This is a genomic window from Amycolatopsis circi (assembly GCF_003385235.1).
Taxonomy (GTDB): domain Bacteria; phylum Actinomycetota; class Actinomycetes; order Mycobacteriales; family Pseudonocardiaceae; genus Amycolatopsis; species Amycolatopsis circi.
In genome coordinates this window covers 1-17808 of sequence record NZ_PQIA01000103.1, presented here as the reverse complement: position 1 = coordinate 17808, position 17808 = coordinate 1, and the positions used below count along the sequence as shown (strand labels likewise).

The window sequence follows — 17808 nt, the reverse complement described above, 5'->3', positions numbered from 1 at the left end:
TGGGTCAGTTGCGTCCGGCCCCGCTGCCGGACGCACTCACTTGATCGGCTCAGCGCTGTCCCCGGCCAGGAGCAGTTCCGGCACTTGAGTGAGGGTCCAGCCGGACCCGGCCGGGGTCAGCACCCAGACGACGTCGAACCGGTCGTCCGGCCATTTTTGCGGCGCTGTCGCGCCGAACGCCGCGGCGAGCGCGGGAATTTCCTCGTGCTGCCAACTGATCAACGTCGGCTCCGTCCGCCGGGCGACCTCCGCGGCGAGCGCGTTTTCGCTGCCCTTGCCGTAGGTCGTCAGGACGGTTTTGCCCAGCCGCTCCGCCACCGGCCCGGCAGTCTCCCGCGGCCGGGTGCCCTCGCCTCCGTCGCCGCCCGCCGCGTAGACCGCCGTCGGCCTGGCGAGCCCTTCCCGCATGGGACCCGTTGCTGGTGCGAACAACTCCACGAGCGCACCGGCCCGGGTCCAGCCGCGGACAGTCAGCGAGTGGGAATCGGCATTGCCGTTCACGTCGATCCCTTGCGGCCCACCAGACCCGGACGGTTTCTCGGCGTGCCGGATGATCATCACGCGCGCCCCGCCTGGCTGAGCGGGAGGCAGGGCCGCGGCTGTTGCTTTGGCTTGCTTCGACGCGCAACTGGTGATGAGCAGTGCCGCGCTGCCTGCCGCGCCGCCTAGCAACGTCCGCCGTGACCACAGCTGCGATGTCATGCCGCTCCCCGAATCCGATGCCGCGAAAGTTGACCTTCGTCTGCGTACTCGTTGGAGACCGGCTGGGCAATGCGCCGCGCAAGGTTACGGGCGAATTCCCTTGGCACACTTGGGATTTCCAGGACGGTCCTGGTCGACACGGGACAAAACGATGGGAAGACCAGCGGACGGCGGAAGCGCGTCGGCTTGATGCTCCGCTCTGTCAGGACATTAGGTGGAGCAGGTCGCACAGACTCCTCCGAGGCCCGGGCTTGCGTCGTGGAATAGCTCAGAGATCCGCCTCGGACCGGCGTGCGACGTGTTCCAGGTGGTGTGACGTAGCCATGGAGACCCAGCGGGGAACCGAAGCTGCGGTTCGCCCGCCGAGGCGGCGGCACCGAGCGAGTTCGTGGTCTCCCCAGGAATAGCCGGATCCGGCGAAATCTGCGCGTTCGACTAGTTCGTCGACCAAATCGCTGAACATCTCGGCTCGCGCGTCGTCGGACTCGAGTTTCCGCCGGAGGATGACTGTCTTGCGCGGGACGGTGTAGCAGAGATAGGGATTAGGTGTCCGGGCCTGGGAACCGCCGGCCGGCGGAACGGGATGCGCGACGCCGTAGTCTCCGTAACCGGCTTCCTGCCCTTCTTGCCGCACTCCGTTCCAGAGCGACACTTCCGAGCGGAGGCGCTCGGTCGTCGCGTAGGTTTCGCGCTTGGCCGGAATTGACCCGGCGAGGACCGTGACGGTCGCGGGGCCGAGGAGATCTTGCGCGACCGTTGTCGATTTCGCGGCAGCTTCGATACGGCGGGCTTCGGCTGTTTCGAGAAACCCGGAGTCGACGATCGCGTGAACGTGCCCAGGTCGCGCCCCGGTCAGCCGCATTATCCGCCGGATCCGGCCGGGGAGATCGAGGTCTGCGGTCTGCGGGTGGTGCACCCGGATTGCCACGTCGCGGTCCCGATGTTCGACCAGGAGCCGCACCCGGCGCAGTTCGTCGTCCGAAGCGGTCGCCGCGACAACGGGAACCAGGCCGGGGAACTCAGGGACGAATAGCCCGTAAGTCTCCGGCAAGGCGGATTCGATGCGGCCTTCGAGGAACTCGAACGCTCCGCCCGGCTGTTGGGCGAGCGGACTCGCGGGAGTCAACCAGGTCGTATCGATCCACAACGTCCGTCCGAGGTCGGTGACATGGAGAGCGGCTTTGATCAGATCGCGGAAGACATCGCCGCCGAGCGTCACGGAATCGAGCAGTTCGACCACGAAGCGAACCCGCGGGGCACTGTCTTTCTCCAGATCGCGGAGTGCGGACAGCTCGCCGCTTTTGCATTTGAGCGCGACCAACGGCGGCACGGCTTGCAATTACCCACCTCCCCGTGGACAGCCATTCGGCCCGAAAAGCTCAGTGTCGGCGATGATCGGGTGCTTGGCTGCCCGCCGGTCAGGTGATGTGAGTGACGGGTTGTTAACTAATTGTGATCGAAGGTGGGCGAAAAAGGAGCCGCACCGGGCGTGTCCAGGGTGCGGGTCCGCGCTACTTCAGTTCACCAGCCGCGTTCGCGCCGCTCGGTCAGGTGCGGCCGCTGCTCTCCCAGCGTCGAATCATCCCCATGTCCCGGGTCGAACCACGTGTCGTCCGGCAGTTCGTCGAAGATCCGCGACGACACGTCGTCCAGCAAAGACGCGAAGTCCTCCGGCAACGAAGTCTTCCTGACCCCGCCCGGGAACCCGGTGGGCGTGGGCAACGGTTCGACAGTGATCTCGGAGGTCGTCGAGCCGGTCAGGCGGGCATGTTGAGCCGTATCATGCGCAAGAAGTTGCGGAGCATTTCGACAGTGTTCGATAGGATGTCTTCTGGATTGAAGTGCATGATGTCGTTACGGATTTCCCGGATCATTTCGAGGCGTTTGCAGAAGAGTGCCCGGTCCAGCTTGGTATTCAGGCGGTTCCAAGCGTCCGGGTTCTGCAGAGTGCGTTCGTAGTCGCCCATGTTCAGTTGGTCGAAAGACTTAATCTCACGAGACCCCGATGGGTCGCACAGGGCTACGACATCCGAAAAAGGGACATGGCTGCTAACTATGTGGCGCAGCAGTTTGTCCAGTTCTCCGATTAGGAAGAACGGCGTTGCCATATCTCCATAGGCGTTCGCCAGGTCGGCTGCCGTCACGATGCCGCTGACTTCGTTCACCTCGTTGCGGACGAAGACGAATCCGACACTTCGCAGTACGCCCAGAACGTCCACTAGCTCCTGGTTATAAGAGATCTCCGAAGCGTCGATAATGCAATCTCGCAGTGTTGCGTTCGGATTGATGTGCCGCGCGATGGCGATCGACTTCCAGGTGACCGCGCCGGTTAAGTTGCGCCTGTTGGGAGACAAGACGGCCAGCTGGGAGAAGTCGTCGATCTGCATCAGAGTGATCGCCTGATCGATGGTGTTATCCCGTGTTACGGAGGTGACTCCGCCGAGCGCGGAGGCTAGGTTGCCGACCTTGAGTCCGTTCTGTGGAGGATCGCTGTCCTCGTTCTCGTCCTCGGATGAGGTCAGCGTGTGCATTTTGAGTGCGCTGTTGTTTGTCGGGCTCGAAGTTTCCTCGACATCGACTATGGCGAATCGAACCAGCGAATCGAGTGTGATGTCACGGAAATGCGGGAACGTCCGTATTCCTTGGCTGGCGAGATCCTTCTCGATACGTCGGGTGATGCGGGTTCCGCGGCTCCGTGCGTTCCAGTGCCTGAGTAGTTCGCGGACTGTGACCGAGACGGACTCGCCTGCTTCCAGCTGTTCGCTGATCTCGCTCAGGTACTGGTGTGGCGTATCTGACTGAGCGGTGCCTGTCGTGGTATCGCGCAGTTGATTGCGCAAGGATGCCAACGTCCGGTTTGCGTCGGTCCGCCACACGATCCAACCGTTGACTTGTGTTCCTGCGACTGCTTTCGCTGCGTCCGAGGGGGTGTCGTACTCAGTGCCATCCGGTAGGACGATGCGCCCTTCTGGCGAAACGGTGGCGATGTGTTCCTCGCCTACCCTGGAGCGGGCGAACCGCAGTCGGTCGCCCGCGCTGATTAGTTCGGCATCCAGGAGATCGCGAATGCTCTCGCGACGGCTTTCCAGGGGCTGCGAGTTCACCAACCGCGTTCCCTCCACTCGCTGAGCTTGGGACGCTCTGCCTCGAGCGTGGAATCATCCCCGTGACCAGGATAGAACCAGGTGTCATCGGGTAGTTTACCGAAGACCCGGGTCTCCAAGTCTTCCATCAGGCTCGTGAAGTCCTCCGGGCTTGTTGTCCGCCCAGGACCGCCTGGGAACAGCGAGTCCCCGGTGAACAAGTGCCCGTGGCCCTTCGGATCCCGGTACAGCAGCGCGATCGACCCGGGCGTGTGGCCGCGCAGGTGGATCACTTCCAGCGTCACCGCGCCGACCTTCAGGGTGTCGCCGTGTTCGACCAGGAAGTCCGGGGGCACCGGCAGCGGTTCCGCGTCCAGCGGGTGCGCCGCGGTGTTCGCGCCGTTCGCTCCGGCGACCGCGCCCAGCGCCTGCCAGTGGTCGGGGTGCTGGTGGGTCGTCACGACGGTGCGCAGCGCGGGGCGGTCCGGGCCGTGGCCGATCAGGTCGGAGATTCGGTCCGGGTCGTTGGCCGCGTCGATCAGCAGCGCCTCGTTCTCCTGGCGGCACACGAGCAGGTACGCGTTGTTGTCCATCGGCCCAACGGAGAGCTTGGTGATGGTCAGCCCGTCCAGCGTCCGGCGCGCGGCGTCGCCGCCCGGTTCGACGTGTCCGGTGTAAGTGTCGGCGATGTTCACGAGTCCCCACGGTAGCCGGATCACCCGCGCGGCGACCACGTGGCCGTTTTGTCGGCGCCTGCTGTCAACATCTTCGCATGACCTCTTGGATCGACCCGCTCGCCGAGCTGGCGCGCGAGAACCTTCCGCCGGACGTGGCCGAGGCCTGGGGAACGGTGTTCCGGCCCGCGGTCCGGCTGACCGCGGGCGGAAGCGGCGCGCGCGTCGGCTGTCTCGGCGGGAACCCGGCGCTGCCCGCGGACGTGGAATGGCCAGTCTGGCGGGGCGAGCTGCCGATGAATTTCGTCGCCTCGGTGGACTGCGCGGCGCTGCCCCGGGTGCCCGGCGGAATCGAGCTGCCCGCGTCGGGTTCGTTGCTGTTCTTCTACTGCGACGACTGGTTCCAGGCCGACGCCCCGGTCGATCTGACGGCTCTCGGCGGGGTCGTGGTCGTCCCGGCCGACGCCGAGACTGCCGAGCGGACCGCTCCGGAGGGAGTCGACGTCTATCCGCGGCTGGAGTTGTCCGCGGAAGTCGCGGGTACTTTCCCGAACTCCGCGCAGGAGGTGCTGCGCCGCACGCTCGCTCGCGACGGCCTTCCGCTCTCCGACCCGAACAACTGGTCCGCGGAGTTCTTCGACCTGCTCCGGGAATCGTCTTCCGCGCCGTACCACCAGATCGGCGGCTGCTCCTGGCCGGTCCAGGGCCCGCCGGAGGACGAGGTCGCCGCGGCGGTCCTGCCCGACGACGCGGGCGAGTCGGAACTCGCCGACGAAGCGCTGCGCTGGGCTTTGCTCGCCCAGATCGACAGCGACGGCGACGCGGGCGTGATGTGGGGCGACGCGGGCGTTCTGTACTGGCTGATCCGCGAGGACGACCTCGCCGCGGGCCGGTTCGACCGGGTCCGGTGCGTCATGCAGAGCGGTTGAGTCCTGAGCCGCGCCGATGCCGCTGCAGCCACTCCGGCGTGCAGCAGTGCTCGCACGGTTCGAGTTCGCCCGGGATCACCGACGCCCAGGCGATGCGGACGATCTCGTGGGTGTCGCGGCCCATCCGCTCCTGCCGCTGCTGGCCTCTGCGCAGCCAGTAGCAGTCGGCGTCGTTGTGGTAGGCGCTGCCGCCTGCCGTGCGGTACCCGGTCGGCAGGACTCCGGCGTCGAGCTGCCTGCAGTCGGCGCAGTACGCCTTGGTCATGCCGTGGCGGCACTCGTCGTCCTCCGGCGGAGCGACAGGCCGCCCGATGGGGCGGGCTTCCGTCGCGCGGCCGGCGAGTTCGGCGAGCAGAGCGCGGGCGTCCGGTTCCTCGAGTGCCCGCCAGGTGATCTCGTGGCGAGCGGCGCAGGTGCGCAGCCGGGGGAGCAGGTCGTCGGACACCTGGTCAGCCAGCGCCGTGCGGAGATACTCGCTGTCGCTGTAGAGGTGCACGCGGACCGGCCTTTTCAGGCTTTCGAGTGCTTCCACCGCCGCGGTCAGCGCCATGCGGTCGGCGGTCGTCTCCGCCGCCCCGCCGGTGAGGGTTTTCCGGTGCTCGCCGTACTTCAGCAGCACGGACCATCCGCCCGGGCCCGGGCTGTCACTGCCTTGCCCCACCGCGTAGATCCGCACCGCTCCGGCTTCGTCGCTCGCCACCCCCCGAACGTATCGGCAGCGGCCGACACTTTTCGCGAAACCCGCCGGAAGACACCGCTCCCGGGCCGGTCCCGGCAGCCGTGCACCCGGGCCGGGCGTTCGTCGCCGACCTGTATCGTGGAACCGGGCCAGCCCGCGCATCCGCTCTGCCGCGCGGGGCCTCCGACCGCGTCCGGCGACCTCGCCGCAGGCCGCGTCCCCCGGCCCCCGGAGAGCGGAAAAGCCCAGGCAGAACACGTGCGGTCCGGTTTTTGTCGGTGGTCGTCCTTACCCTGGGCGCGTCCGCCGGCACCGGATCTCCCGGCGGGCCACCGAGCAGAACGACGGAAGGAACGAAGGCGTGGCTGATCGCCTCGTTGTTCGCGGAGCGCGCGAGCACAACCTCCGCGGCGTGGATCTCGATCTGCCCCGCGACAGCATGATCGTGTTCACCGGCCTGTCCGGGTCGGGGAAGTCGAGTCTTGCCTTCGACACGATCTTCGCCGAGGGACAGCGGCGGTACGTGGAGTCGCTGTCGGCGTACGCGCGGCAGTTCCTCGGGCAGATGGACAAGCCGGACGTCGACTTCATCGAGGGCCTCTCGCCCGCGGTGTCGATCGACCAGAAGTCGACCTCGCGCAACCCGCGGTCGACCGTGGGCACCATCACCGAGGTCTACGACTACCTGCGGCTGCTCTACGCCCGCGCGGGCAAGGCGCATTGCCCGAAGTGCGGGGAGGCGATCAGCAAGCAGACGCCGCAGCAGATCGTCGACCAGGTGCTGGAGATGCCCGAGGGCACCAAGTTCCAGGTGCTCGCGCCGGTCGTGCGCGGGCGCAAGGGCGAGTACCTCGACCTGTTCCAGAACCTGCAGCAGCAGGGTTACGCGCGCGTGGTCGTCGACGGCACGGTGCACCCGCTCACCGACCCGCCGAAGCTGAAGAAGCAGGAAAAGCACCAGATCGGCGTGGTGATCGACCGGCTCGCGGTCAAGACCAGCGCCCGGCAGCGGCTCACCGACTCGGTGGAGACGGCGCTGCGGCTGGCCGACGGCCTGATCGAACTGGACTTCGTCGACCTCGACGAGAACGACCCGCACCGCGTGCGCGGCTTCTCCGAGAACCTGGCCTGCCCCAACGGCCACCCGCTGGCGATCGAAGACCTCGAACCGCGGTCGTTCTCGTTCAACTCGCCCTACGGCGCGTGCCCCGAGTGCACCGGCATCGGCATCCGCAAGGAGGTTGACCCGGAACTGGTGGTGCCCGACGACGAGCTGTCGCTGGGCGAAGGAGCCATCGCGCCGTGGGCCGGCGGACAGAGCGCCGACTACTTCCTGCGGCTGCTGGAATCGCTGTCGGAGGCGGTCGGGTTCCGCATGGACACGCCGTGGCGGCGGCTGCCGGCGAAGGTGCAGAAGGCGGTGCTGCACGGCGTCGACGAGCAGGTGCACGTCCGCTACCGCAACCGGTACGGCCGGCAGCGCTCGTACTACGCGGCTTTCGAGGGCGTCATCCCGTTTCTGGAGCGGCGCCTCGAGCAGACCGACTCGGAGTACATGCGCGAGCGGTACGAGGGCTACATGCGCGAGGTGCCGTGCCCGGCCTGCCAGGGCACCCGGCTCAAACCGGAGATCCTCGCGGTCACGCTGGAGCACGCGACGCAGGGCGACCGGTCGATCGCCGAGGTCTGCGCGCTGTCCATCGCGGAGGCGTCGGCGTTCCTCGACGAACTGGTGCTCGGCCCGCGCGAGGCGATGATCGCGGGCGCGGTGCTGAAGGAAATCCAGGCGCGGCTGCGCTTCCTGCTCGACGTCGGGCTCACCTACCTGTCGCTCGACCGCGCGTCCGGCACCCTGTCCGGCGGCGAGGCGCAGCGCATCCGGCTGGCGACGCAGATCGGCTCCGGGCTGGTCGGCGTGCTGTACGTGCTGGACGAGCCGTCGATCGGCCTGCACCAGCGCGACAACCACCGGCTCATCGAGACGCTCACGCGGCTGCGCAACCTCGGCAACACGCTGATCGTGGTCGAGCACGACGAGGACACCATCCGGGCCAGCGACTGGGTGGTCGACATCGGCCCGGGCGCGGGCGAGCACGGCGGGCACATCGTGCACAGCGGCCCGTACAAGAAGATTCTCAAGAACAAGGAATCGATCACCGGCGCGTACCTGTCCGGGCGGCGGCAGATCGAGATCCCGGCGATCCGGCGGCCGGTCGACAAGAAGCGGCAGCTCACCGTCGTGGGCGCGCGCGAGCACAACCTGCGCGGCATCGACGTGTCGTTCCCGCTCGGCTGTCTCGTGTCGATCACCGGCGTGTCCGGGTCGGGCAAGTCGACGCTGGTCAACGACATCCTCGCGCAGGTGCTGGCGAACAAGCTCAACGGCGCGCGCCAGGTCCCGGGCCGCCACACCCGGGTCAACGGCCTCGCCAACGTCGACAAGCTGGTGCGCGTCGACCAGTCGCCGATCGGCCGCACGCCGCGCTCCAACGCGGCCACCTACACCGGCGTGTGGGACCACGTGCGCAAGCTGTTCGCCGCGACCACCGAGGCGAAGGTCCGCGGGTACCAGCAGGGCCGCTTCTCGTTCAACGTCAAGGGCGGGCGCTGCGAGGCGTGCGCGGGCGACGGCACGATCAAGATCGAGATGAACTTCCTGCCGGACGTCTACGTCCCGTGCGAGGTGTGCAAGGGCGCCCGGTACAACCGGGAGACGCTCGAGGTGCACTACAAGGGCAAGACGGTGTCCGACGTGCTGGACATGCCGATCGAGGAGGCGGCCGAGTTCTTCGAGCCGATCAAGGCGATCCACCGGCACCTGCAGACCCTCGTCGACGTCGGCCTCGGCTACGTGCGCCTCGGCCAGCCCGCGCCGACCCTGTCCGGCGGCGAGGCCCAGCGCGTGAAGCTGGCGAGCGAACTGCAGAAGCGCTCCACCGGCAAGACGGTCTACATCCTCGACGAGCCGACCACCGGCCTGCACTTCGAGGACATCAGCAAGCTGATCGGCGTGATCAACGGCCTGGTGGACAAGGGCAACACGGTGATCGTGATCGAGCACAACCTCGACGTGATCAAGACGTCCGACTGGATCGTGGACATGGGCCCGGAAGGCGGCTCCGGCGGCGGAATGGTGATCGCCGAGGGAACGCCGGAACAGGTGGCGGCCACCGAGGGGAGCTACACCGGCGAGTTCCTCGCGGGGGTGCTGAACCCGGCCTGACGCGCGGCTTGCCCGCACTCAGCCGCGCTCCGCGACGATGCGCGACAGGGAGAGCCGCCCGGTCCAGTATCGGGCGGCTCTTTGCTGCGCGGCGGAAGGATCAGTCCTTCCCGGTCGTGCGCTCGACAACGGGGGAGAGCGGGCCGTAAGACAGGGCGCGGATCCGGAAGGCCGAGCCTTGTTCGCCGGGCAGCAGGGACAGTGCGCAGTGCGTCGCGTTGGGATCGGTCACCTCGACCGGGGCGAAATCCGGGGCGCCTGGGCGGCGGATCTCCACCAGGAAACCGGCTTCGTCGGTCGAGCGGTCGGTCCAGGCGAAGTGCAGGCTCTGGTCCGGGGCGGGCGTCGCGGTGAGATCGGTCGGGGCGGACTGCGAGGCAGCGTTCGCCGAAGGAGCAGCGGTACCGGGTGCAGGAGCATCGTCTGCCGTGACAGTCGCCGATACCGGACCGGCGAAAGAACGGATTCGGTAGTAGAACGGCGTTTCCGGGATCAGGTTCGGGTGGGTATAAGAAGTCTGGCCGGGCGGGAGGTACTGCAGCGCGGTCCACGGGCCGTCGGCGGCGTTGGCGTATTCGAGGAGATATCCCGCCGCGGCCGGGTCGGAGGGCCAGTGCAGGACGACGTTCGTGGGCGAGGTGAGGGTCGCGGTGAAAGCGGGAGCGGCCGGCGGCGGCGCGGCGGTGCCGCAGCCGACTAGCGTCGCGGTCAGCAGCGCGGCCAGAGCGGTCCGGGCGACTGTGGGCACGGCAGGCCTCCTCGATGGTTCGGGCGGCGGCGTACCTGGGGGATGGCCAGCCTAGGAAACAGCGGTCAAGATCGACAAGCACGCGTTCCGCTGATCGGGAGAGAGGGGCGGCCTGTGGTCCTCGAGAACAAGAGGGACGCCGAGTACTCGTTCCGGAGCGACTGGTGGCTGCCCACCGTCCCGGGACGGGTGTTCGACGCGATCGTCGACCTGGAGTCCTATCCGCGGTGGTGGCCGGACGTCCAGGCAGTGAGCCAGGTCGACGACGACACCGCCCGGATCGTCTGCCGGTCGCGGTTGCCGTATCGGATTGTCATCGCGATGCATCGGGAGCAGCAGGACGCGACGGGGCTGCGGGTGCGGGTCCGGTTGAGCGGGGATCTCGACGGGGTGCTCGCCGGGGCGATCCATGCCGAGCGCGGGGGCGCCCGGCTGGAGATCACGCAGCACGTTCAGGTGCGGAAACCGTTGCTGCGCAGGCTGGACGCGGTGGCCCGGCCGTTCTTCCGCGCCAATCACGCGTGGATGATGCGGCGGGGCCACCACGGACTGGCCGGTTACCTCGCGGGGACCTAGTGCTGGGGTCTCGTGAGTGGCGATCCCGGTTAGAACCGGCATCGCCACTCACGAGGCGCCGGGTCAGGATGCGACCGGTTCGGCGGCGGTGTCGGCGGGAGCCACAGCGGCCCGGCGGCCCAGGAGCACCGCGGCGAGGATCGCGGCGAGAGCGGTCAATCCGGCGCTGAAGCCGTAAGCCACCCGGAACCCCGACGCCAGCGCCTCCCTCTCCGAAGCGCCGCCGCCCAGCAACTCGGCCGTCCGGGCCGCGGCGGCGGTGGCCAGCACGGCCGTCCCCAGTGCGCCGCCGACCTGCTGGGTCGTGGTGATCAACCCGGACGTCACGCCGGAGTCCTCGGGGGTCGCGGCGGACATCGCCAAGCCCATCAGCGCCGGGATCGCCATTCCGGCCCCGGCGCCCATCAGGATCAGCGACGGCAGCACGTGCGACGCGTAACCGCCCTCGGTCTGGACTTGGGTCAGGTACAGGAAAGCGGCCGACGTCGTCAGCAGACCGGCGACCAGGACCGCGCGCGGGGAGAACCGGGTGTTCAGCCAATCGGCCAGACCCAGCGAGAAGGCGGCGATCATCACCGGCGTCGGGACGAAAGCGAAACCCGTGGCGAGAGCGTCGAAACCGAGGACCTGCTGCAGGTACAACGCGGTGACGAACTGGAATCCGAGGAACCCGGCGACCATCACGACCATGGTCAGGTTGGCGCCGCTGATCGCGCGCACCCGGAGCAATCGCAGCGGCAGCAACGGAGTTCGCGCCCGGGACTGGCGCACGAGGAACAACAGAAGCAGGACGACGGCCGAAGCAAGGGTCGCGATAGTCAGGAAGGTCCAGCCTGCGTCGCCTGCTTGCACGATCCCCAGCACCAGCAGCATCACCCCAGCGGTGACCAGCAGCGCGCCCAGGACGTCGATGCCGGTGCGCAGGTCGAGGCCGCGGTCGGAGGCGACGACCAACGGAGTCAGCACTAGTGCGGCGATGCCGATGGGCAGGTTGATGTAGAAGGTCCAGTGCCAGTCGAGACCCTGCGTGAGCGCACCACCGGCGACCATGCCGATCGACGCGCCCGCGGCTTGGGTGAAGCTGTACACGCCGATCGCGCGGACGCGGGCGCGCGGCTCGGGATAGAGCGTCACGATCATTCCCAAGACGACCGCTGACGTCAGAGCACCGCCGACGCCTTGAATAAACCGCGCGACTACCAGCGTCGTGGCGTTGGGCGACAAGCCGGCGGCCAGCGAAGCGGCGGTGAAGACGACGATGCCGACGAGGAACACCCGCCGCCGTCCAACGAGGTCGCCGAGGCGGCCGGACAGCAGGAGCAGGCCGCCGAACGCGACGAGGTAGGCGTTGACCACCCAGGCGAGCCCGGGCGCGCTGAACCCGAGGTCGGTCTGGATCACCGGCAGGGCGACCGCGACGATCGAGCTGTCGAGCACCACCATCAGCGAGGCGGCCGACAGCACGGCGAGCGCCGCGCCGCGATGCCGAGCGGTTTCGGGCATGACAAAGTCCTCCATAACCGGCACAGGGGAGAGTTTCCGCTGGTCGCAGCCAGGGCATCTCTTGTTACAGTGCCCATCATGTGTGACCATGGAGCACGGCGGAAGGAGGCACTTTCATGTCCCAGGGGAACATCGCTGTGACCGACGAGGCCACGGACTTCGACCCGGCGAAATTCGCGGTGTGCACGGTGATGGAGGTCGTGAACCGGATCAGCGGGAAGTGGGTGATCGGCATCCTGCTGGAGGCGACGCGCGGCCCGGTGCGGTTCACCGAACTCGAGCGCTCGGTGCAGGGGATCAGCCGCCGCATGCTCACGCTCACCCTGCGGAACCTGGAACGCGACGGCCTGCTGACGCGCACGGTCTACCCGACGGTGCCGCCGCGGGTCGAATACGAGGCCACCGAGATGGCGCGCGAGCTGTACGACTCGCTGTCCGGGCTCGTCGACTGGGCGGAGCGGCACCGCGAGGCGATCGCGGTTTCGCGGCAGGGATACGACGGCCGCACTGCTTGCTGAAATGGAAAGGCGCCGCGGCCGTGCGCACGGGGGACGTGCACGGCCGCGGCGCCGAAACAGTCCGCACCCGGAGGGAAGGGGCCCGGGCGCGGACTGGGTCTCAGGCGTTCGCCGGGACTGGCGGAGCGGGCTCGGCCGGTTTCTCGTCGAGCAGGGTCGCCTCGTCGAACGGCGCCTGGCCGGTGAACACCTGCTGCGAGCGTTCGCGGTCGAATTCCTTCATCCACGATCCGATGAGGACAGTCGCGACCGCGTTGCCGGCGAAGTTCGTCAGCGCCCGCGCCTCGGACATGAACCGGTCGATGCCGAGGATGAAGCCGACGCCGTCGACGAGTTCCGGCCGGTGCGACTGCAGGCCGCTGGCCAGGGTCGCGATGCCGGCGCCGCTCACGCCCGCCGCGCCCTTCGACGCGATGATCATGAACAGCAGCAACGTGATCTGCTCGCCGAGCGCGAGCGGCTGGTCCTGCGCGGTGGCGATGAACAGCGTCGCCATCGTCAGGTAGATCGCGGTGCCGTCGAGGTTGAACGAGTACCCGGTGGGCACCGTGATGCCGACGACGGGCTTGCTGACGCCGAGGTGCTCCATCTTCGCGATCAGCCGCGGCAGCGCGGATTCCGACGAGGACGTCGACAGGATCAGCAGGAATTCGCGGCCGAGGTAGCGCAGCAGGCTGAAGATGTTGACCCGTGCGCCGAGCCACAGCACCGCGCCGAGGACGCCGAACACGAACACCAGGCACGTCAGGTAGAAGCCGAGCATGATCACCAGCAGGCTGCGCAGCGCGCCCCAGCCGGTCGCGCCCACCACCGCGGCGATCGCGCCGAACGCGCCCACCGGGGCGGCCCACATGATCATCGAGAGGACGCGGAACACGAGCCGCTGGACGTGCTCGATGCCGCGCAGGATCGGCTCGCCGCGCTTGCCGAGCTTCTGCAGCGCGAACCCGGCCAGCAGCGCCACGAGCAGCGTCTGCAGCACCTGGCCCTCGGTGAACGCGGACACGAAGGTCTTCGGGATGATCCCGAGCAGGAAGTCGACTCCGCCCTCGCCGCCCTTGGCCTGCTGGTGCACCTTCGACACGTCGGCCGGGTTGAGGTGCAGGCCGCTGCCCGGGTGCAGCAGGTTGCCGACGACGAGCCCGATCGCGAGCGCGAACGTCGACATCACGATGAAGTAGACCAGCGCGGTGATGCCGACCTTGCCGACCTTCGCCGCCTTCGCGACCGAGCCGATGCCCAGCACGATGGTGCAGAAGATGATCGGCGAGATCATCATCTTGATCAGGTTGACGAAGCCGGTGCCCAGCGGGGCGAGGCTCTTGCCGGCGGACGGCCAGAGCAGCCCGACCGCGACGCCGAGCACTACGGCGGCGATCACGGCCAGGTACAGGTAACGCGTGCGGTCGCGCTTGGGCGCGGCCGCTGCGGCGTTCTCGGGGGTCGGTGTCGGCACCGTTGCCTCCAGCTCGGGTGGGGGGAACGCGGGTCACTATGCGGGGCGGGTATGACCGGCGTCACGGTTGTGTTCATTGAGTTCGCGGCGGGAGAAGTCCGGTGTGGACTTCCCGGCAGCGGCGCCGGAGTGCTGCCGGACCCGTGCGTGTGCTGGTATGAGCGGGTGCCCCCGACACCTCGGATCCGGACGAGCCGCTGGAGCCTGGCCCGTCAGCTGCTGGTGCTGCAGCTGGCGATCCTGCTCGTGCTCGTCTCCGGCGGGATCACTATCGCCTATCTGGACGCGCGCCGCACGACGACCGACCGGGCCGGGGAGCAGTCGCTCGCGGTCGCCCATTCGATCGCGGACGCGCCGGACGTCGCGCGGGCAGCGGCGACCGCCGACCCGAGCGCGACGCTGCAGCCGTACGCGCAGCGGGTGCTCGCGGACACGCGCGTGGACTTCGTGACGATCATGTCCCCGCAAGGAATCCGTTACACACACCCGAATCCGGCGCTGATCGGCCAGCGGTTCCTCGGGCACATCGAGGCGGCGCAGCAGGGCGGCGTCGTGTCCGAGACCTACACCGGTTCGCTCGGCCCCTCGGTGCGCGTGGTGGTGCCGGTGTTCGACGCGAACCACCGGGTGGTCGCGCTCGTCGCGGTGGGCATCACGATCGCGGCGATCTCGGCCGAGCTGCAGGAGCGCGTCTGGCCGCTGCTCGGCGTCGCGGCGGCAGTATTGCTAGTGGGCGCCTGCGGGGGGTGGCTGGTGAGCGCCCGCTTGAAGCGGCAGACGCGCGGGATCGCGCCGGCTGAGCTGAGCAATCTCTTCGAATACCACGAGGCTGTGCTGCATTCGGTCCGCGAGGGGGTGCTGCTGGTGGGCCGCGATGGCCGGGTCGGGTTGTGCAACGACGGTGCCCGCACGCTGCTCGGGCTGAGCGGCGATCCGGTCGGGCAGCCGCTCGCGGACCTGGGGTTGTCGCCTGAGCTGGCGGCCGCGTTCACCGCACCGGAAAACCGCACCGAGGAACTGCACCTGACGGACTCGCGGGTGCTGGTCGTGAGCACCACGCTCGTCAGCTCTGGCGGACGCGCGCAGGGGACCGTCGTGATCCTGCGCGACCACACCGAACTTCAGACGCTCACCGGCGAGCTGACCACCGCGCGCAGCCTCGCCGAAGCGTTGCGGTCGCAGGCGCACGAAGCCGCGAACCGCCTGCACACCGTCGTGTCGCTGGTGGAACTCGGTCGTCCCGAGGACGCCGTGGAGTTCGCGACCGCTGAACTCGCGCTGGCACAGGAACTCACCGACCGCGTGATGACCGCGGTCGCCGAACCGGTGCTGGCCGCGTTGCTGCTGGGCAAGGCCGCGGAGGCGAGCGAACGCGGCGTCGAGTTCACCATCACGCCGGACACGATGATCGACGACCTCGGCCCCGGCGTCGCCGGACGGGATCTGGTGACGATCCTCGGCAACCTGATCGACAACGGAATCGACGCGGTGGTGCGGGAATCCGGCGCGCGCCCGGCGGTGGTGGTCACCGCACGGTCCGAAGAGGACGGTCTGCTGCTGCGTGTCGCGGACAACGGCCCGGGCGTGCCGGAAGACGCGGTGGGGGAGATGTTCCGCCGGGGGTGGTCGACGAAGGCGGGAGACGAGCACGGTCTCGGGCTGGCGTTGGTGGTGCAGGCGGTCCGGCGCTACGGCGGCACCATTGACGTCGGACGGGACGGCGGCGCGGTGTTCACCGTGCGGTTGCCGAGGCAGGAGGTGTCGGCGTGATCCGGGTGCTGGTGGTGGAAGACGAGCCGGTGGCGGCCGAGGCGCACCGGCTGTACGTCGAGCGGCTGTCCGGATTCGCGGTCGCCGGCGTCGTGCATTCCGGCGGCGAGGCGCTGCGGTTCTGCGAACGCGAGCCCGTCGACTTGGTCCTGCTGGACTTCTACCTGCCGGACACCCACGGCCTCGCGGTCTGCCGTTCGCTGCGCGCGGCCGGGCTGCCGATCGACGTCATCGCGGTGACGTCCGCGCGCGACCTCGCGCTGGTCAAGGCGGCGGTCTCGGTCGGAGTCGTGCAGTACCTGCTGAAGCCGTTCACCTTCGCCTCGCTGCGGGACAAGCTGGAGCGCTACGCGTCGTTCCGCGAGGCGTCCGGCGAGGTCACCGGGCAGGCGGAGATCGACCGCGCGCTCGGCACGCTGCGCACCACCGAGGCCGCGCCGCTGCCGAAGGGCATGAGCGCGGAGACGCTGGACGCGATCACCGACGCGCTCGCCGGAGCTGGCGAAGGGCTGTCCGCCGGTGGTGCGGCGAGCGCGATCGGGGCGTCTCGCGTGACCGCGCGGCGGTATCTGGAGTACCTGGCGGACAACGGGCTGGCACAGCGCGAACCGCGATACGGGCAGGTGGGACGGCCGGAAGTCTGGTACCGGCTGAAGCCTGGCTGAGCCCTTACCGACTCGGTCAGCGCTTCGTGCGCGCCCGGTAAGCGCACCCCCCGAAAGTGTGGACATCGAAGTTCACACCACTTAAGGGGAGCAAGAAATGACGCAGAAGATCGCACTGGTCACCGGCGGGAGCAAGGGCATTGGCCGGGCCATCGCGACGCGGCTGGCGCACGACGGCGCGCTGGTCGCCGTGCACTACGGCAGCGACGAAGCGGCAGCCAAGGACACTGTCGCGGCGATTGAAGCGAAGGGCGGGCAGGCGTTCGCAGTGCAGACGACGCTGGGCGTCGAGGGGGACGCGGCGACGCTGGTCGACCGGCTCTCGGCGGAGTTGCGCGAACGCACCGGCGAGGTCGCGCTCGACATCGTGGTCAACAACGCGGCGAGCGGCGCCGGCTCGATCACCACGGCGACGCCGGAGGACTTCGACCGGGTGTTCGCGGTGAATGTGAAGGCACCGTTTTTCCTGGTGCAGCGCCTGTTGCCGGTGCTGCGGGACGGCGGCCGGATCGTCAACATCTCGTCGGCGGACACGCGCATCGCGCTGCCGTTCGAGCTGGCGTACAGCATGACGAAGGGCGCGCTCGACGTGTTCAGCCGCAGCCTCGCGCAGGAACTCGGCGAACGGGGGATCACGGTGAACGGCGTCGCCCCCGGCCCGACGCCGACCGACGCCACCGCGCACATGTTCGCCGACGAGCGGATGCGCGCGGGGACAGCGGGGGCGGCGGCGCTCCGGCGAGTTGCCGAAACGAGCGATATCGCTGACGTGGTGGCGTTTCTGGCGTCGGCGGACTCGCGGTGGGTTACCGGGCAGGTGCTTGACGCTAGTGGCGGGATGTTTCTTGGGCCGGTTGGTGTTTGACGACCTGTACGGCTCGCGGAGGTTTGGTGGAGTTGTGCTTGGGGGCGCGGCAAGACTGTGTCTTTGGCGCCGGCTCCGCCGTCGCGGGCGGGATCGCCTTTAGGTCGGCGTCTGGAGGGGCAGCGCGCCCGGCCCGGGGGGCCGTGCGCCCTGCCCCTCCAGACGCCGACGCGATCCCGCGTTGTGGTCGGGTTTGCGGGTGGGGGGTGGTCCGTGAAGGGCTCCTTGAGGGAATCTGAGTCCGTGGAGGGGACCCTCACGGACTATCGCCGCCGCCAGAAAGCTGTGAGGGGCTCCTTGAGGGAATCTGACCTGGATCCACCGGTGTTTGTGGTGTTGTAGGCCGTGTCTGGACGCGCAGATGCCCTCTGGCCTGGGATGGTTGTTCTTGCGAAGGAAAGACCAATCCGAGCGAGA

At 68.5% G+C, this 17808-nt stretch carries 15 protein-coding genes and 1 pseudogene; 7 read left to right on the top strand and 9 right to left on the bottom strand.

Annotated elements, in window-relative coordinates; genetic code table 11:
• Positions 1-36 precede the first annotated feature (36 nt).
• The 5 genes and pseudogenes from D0D37_RS33155 to D0D37_RS33135 all read right to left on the bottom strand — a co-directional run bounded on the left by D0D37_RS33155 (position 37) and on the right by D0D37_RS33135 (position 4480).
• Positions 37-702, bottom strand: coding sequence for a hypothetical protein (locus tag D0D37_RS33155; RefSeq protein WP_116204544.1), 666 nt, complete (start codon positions 700-702; stop codon positions 37-39).
• A gap of 268 nt (positions 703-970) precedes the next feature.
• Positions 971-2032 (bottom strand): beta family protein, encoded by a 1062-nt coding sequence (locus tag D0D37_RS33150; RefSeq protein ID WP_244223767.1) that lies wholly within the window; start codon positions 2030-2032, stop codon positions 971-973.
• 191 nt (positions 2033-2223) lie between these two features.
• Positions 2224-2517: pseudogene (locus tag D0D37_RS48910) on the bottom strand (hypothetical protein); the annotation flags it as partial.
• Complete coding sequence (locus D0D37_RS33140) at positions 2460-3806, bottom strand: restriction system modified-DNA reader domain-containing protein (protein ID WP_162834585.1); 1347 nt, start codon at positions 3804-3806, stop codon at positions 2460-2462. The pseudogene D0D37_RS48910 and the gene D0D37_RS33140, both read right to left, overlap by 58 nt.
• Complete coding sequence (locus D0D37_RS33135) at positions 3803-4480, bottom strand: MBL fold metallo-hydrolase (protein WP_116204560.1); 678 nt, start codon at positions 4478-4480, stop codon at positions 3803-3805. The genes D0D37_RS33140 and D0D37_RS33135 overlap by 4 nt, the downstream gene beginning before the upstream one ends.
• A gap of 77 nt (positions 4481-4557) precedes the next feature.
• Here D0D37_RS33135 and D0D37_RS33130 point away from each other — a divergent pair, with 77 nt between their 5' ends.
• Positions 4558-5388 (top strand): YwqG family protein, encoded by an 831-nt coding sequence (locus D0D37_RS33130; protein ID WP_116204541.1) that lies wholly within the window; start codon positions 4558-4560, stop codon positions 5386-5388.
• Here the strand turns inward: D0D37_RS33130 and D0D37_RS48180 are convergent.
• On the bottom strand, positions 5372-6088 hold the full coding sequence (locus D0D37_RS48180) for an RNase H family protein (protein ID WP_244223765.1): 717 nt from the start codon (positions 6086-6088) through the stop codon (positions 5372-5374). The genes D0D37_RS33130 and D0D37_RS48180 overlap by 17 nt on opposite strands.
• A 340-nt stretch (positions 6089-6428) precedes the next feature.
• Between D0D37_RS48180 and uvrA the strand changes: the two genes are divergently transcribed.
• Positions 6429-9290, top strand: coding sequence for an excinuclease ABC subunit UvrA (gene uvrA, locus D0D37_RS33120; RefSeq protein ID WP_116204540.1), 2862 nt, complete (start codon positions 6429-6431; stop codon positions 9288-9290).
• 100 nt (positions 9291-9390) lie between these two features.
• Here uvrA and D0D37_RS33115 read toward each other — a convergent pair whose 3' ends face one another.
• Complete coding sequence (locus D0D37_RS33115; RefSeq protein WP_116204539.1) at positions 9391-10038, bottom strand: fibronectin type III domain-containing protein; 648 nt, start codon at positions 10036-10038, stop codon at positions 9391-9393.
• 114 nt (positions 10039-10152) lie between these two features.
• Between D0D37_RS33115 and D0D37_RS33110 the strand changes: the two genes are divergently transcribed.
• A complete protein-coding gene (locus D0D37_RS33110) occupies positions 10153-10614 on the top strand; it encodes an SRPBCC family protein (protein WP_116204538.1) in 462 nt (153 codons plus the stop codon).
• Positions 10615-10677: 63 nt separating this feature from the next.
• On the opposite strand, the gene D0D37_RS33105 is transcribed toward D0D37_RS33110, so the two are convergent.
• Entirely contained in the window at positions 10678-12117 is a 1440-nt protein-coding gene (locus D0D37_RS33105) for an MFS transporter (RefSeq protein ID WP_167493606.1), read from the bottom strand.
• Between the two features lie 116 nt (positions 12118-12233).
• On the opposite strand from D0D37_RS33105, the gene D0D37_RS33100 reads away from it, so the two are divergent.
• Positions 12234-12635 (top strand): winged helix-turn-helix transcriptional regulator, encoded by a 402-nt coding sequence (locus tag D0D37_RS33100; RefSeq protein ID WP_116204536.1) that lies wholly within the window; start codon positions 12234-12236, stop codon positions 12633-12635.
• 100 nt (positions 12636-12735) lie between these two features.
• On the opposite strand, the gene D0D37_RS33095 is transcribed toward D0D37_RS33100, so the two are convergent.
• On the bottom strand, positions 12736-14091 hold the full coding sequence (locus D0D37_RS33095) for a cation:dicarboxylate symporter family transporter (protein WP_116204535.1): 1356 nt from the start codon (positions 14089-14091) through the stop codon (positions 12736-12738).
• A gap of 165 nt (positions 14092-14256) precedes the next feature.
• Between D0D37_RS33095 and D0D37_RS33090 the strand changes: the two genes are divergently transcribed.
• The 3 genes from D0D37_RS33090 (at position 14257) to D0D37_RS33080 (ending at position 17391) form a co-directional block, all read left to right on the top strand.
• Positions 14257-15861 (top strand): sensor histidine kinase, encoded by a 1605-nt coding sequence (locus D0D37_RS33090; RefSeq protein ID WP_162834584.1) that lies wholly within the window; start codon positions 14257-14259, stop codon positions 15859-15861.
• Positions 15858-16526 (top strand): response regulator, encoded by a 669-nt coding sequence (locus tag D0D37_RS33085; protein WP_116204534.1) that lies wholly within the window; start codon positions 15858-15860, stop codon positions 16524-16526. Before D0D37_RS33090 ends, D0D37_RS33085 begins: the two co-directional genes overlap by 4 nt.
• Positions 16527-16623: 97 nt before the next feature.
• A complete protein-coding gene (locus tag D0D37_RS33080) occupies positions 16624-17391 on the top strand; it encodes an SDR family NAD(P)-dependent oxidoreductase (protein ID WP_116204533.1) in 768 nt (255 codons plus the stop codon).
• The last annotated feature ends 417 nt before the right edge of the window (positions 17392-17808 follow it).

Coding starts and splice junctions, on each gene's coding strand:
- D0D37_RS33100 (WP_116204536.1), top strand. CDS start 12,234: ATGTCCCAGGGGAACATCGCTGTGACCGACGAGGCCACGGACTTCGAC.
- D0D37_RS33155 (WP_116204544.1), bottom strand. CDS start 702: ATGACATCGCAGCTGTGGTCACGGCGGACGTTGCTAGGCGGCGCGGCA.
- D0D37_RS33080 (WP_116204533.1), top strand. CDS start 16,624: ATGACGCAGAAGATCGCACTGGTCACCGGCGGGAGCAAGGGCATTGGC.
- D0D37_RS33130 (WP_116204541.1), top strand. CDS start 4,558: ATGACCTCTTGGATCGACCCGCTCGCCGAGCTGGCGCGCGAGAACCTT.
- D0D37_RS33105 (WP_167493606.1), bottom strand. CDS start 12,117: ATGCCCGAAACCGCTCGGCATCGCGGCGCGGCGCTCGCCGTGCTGTCG.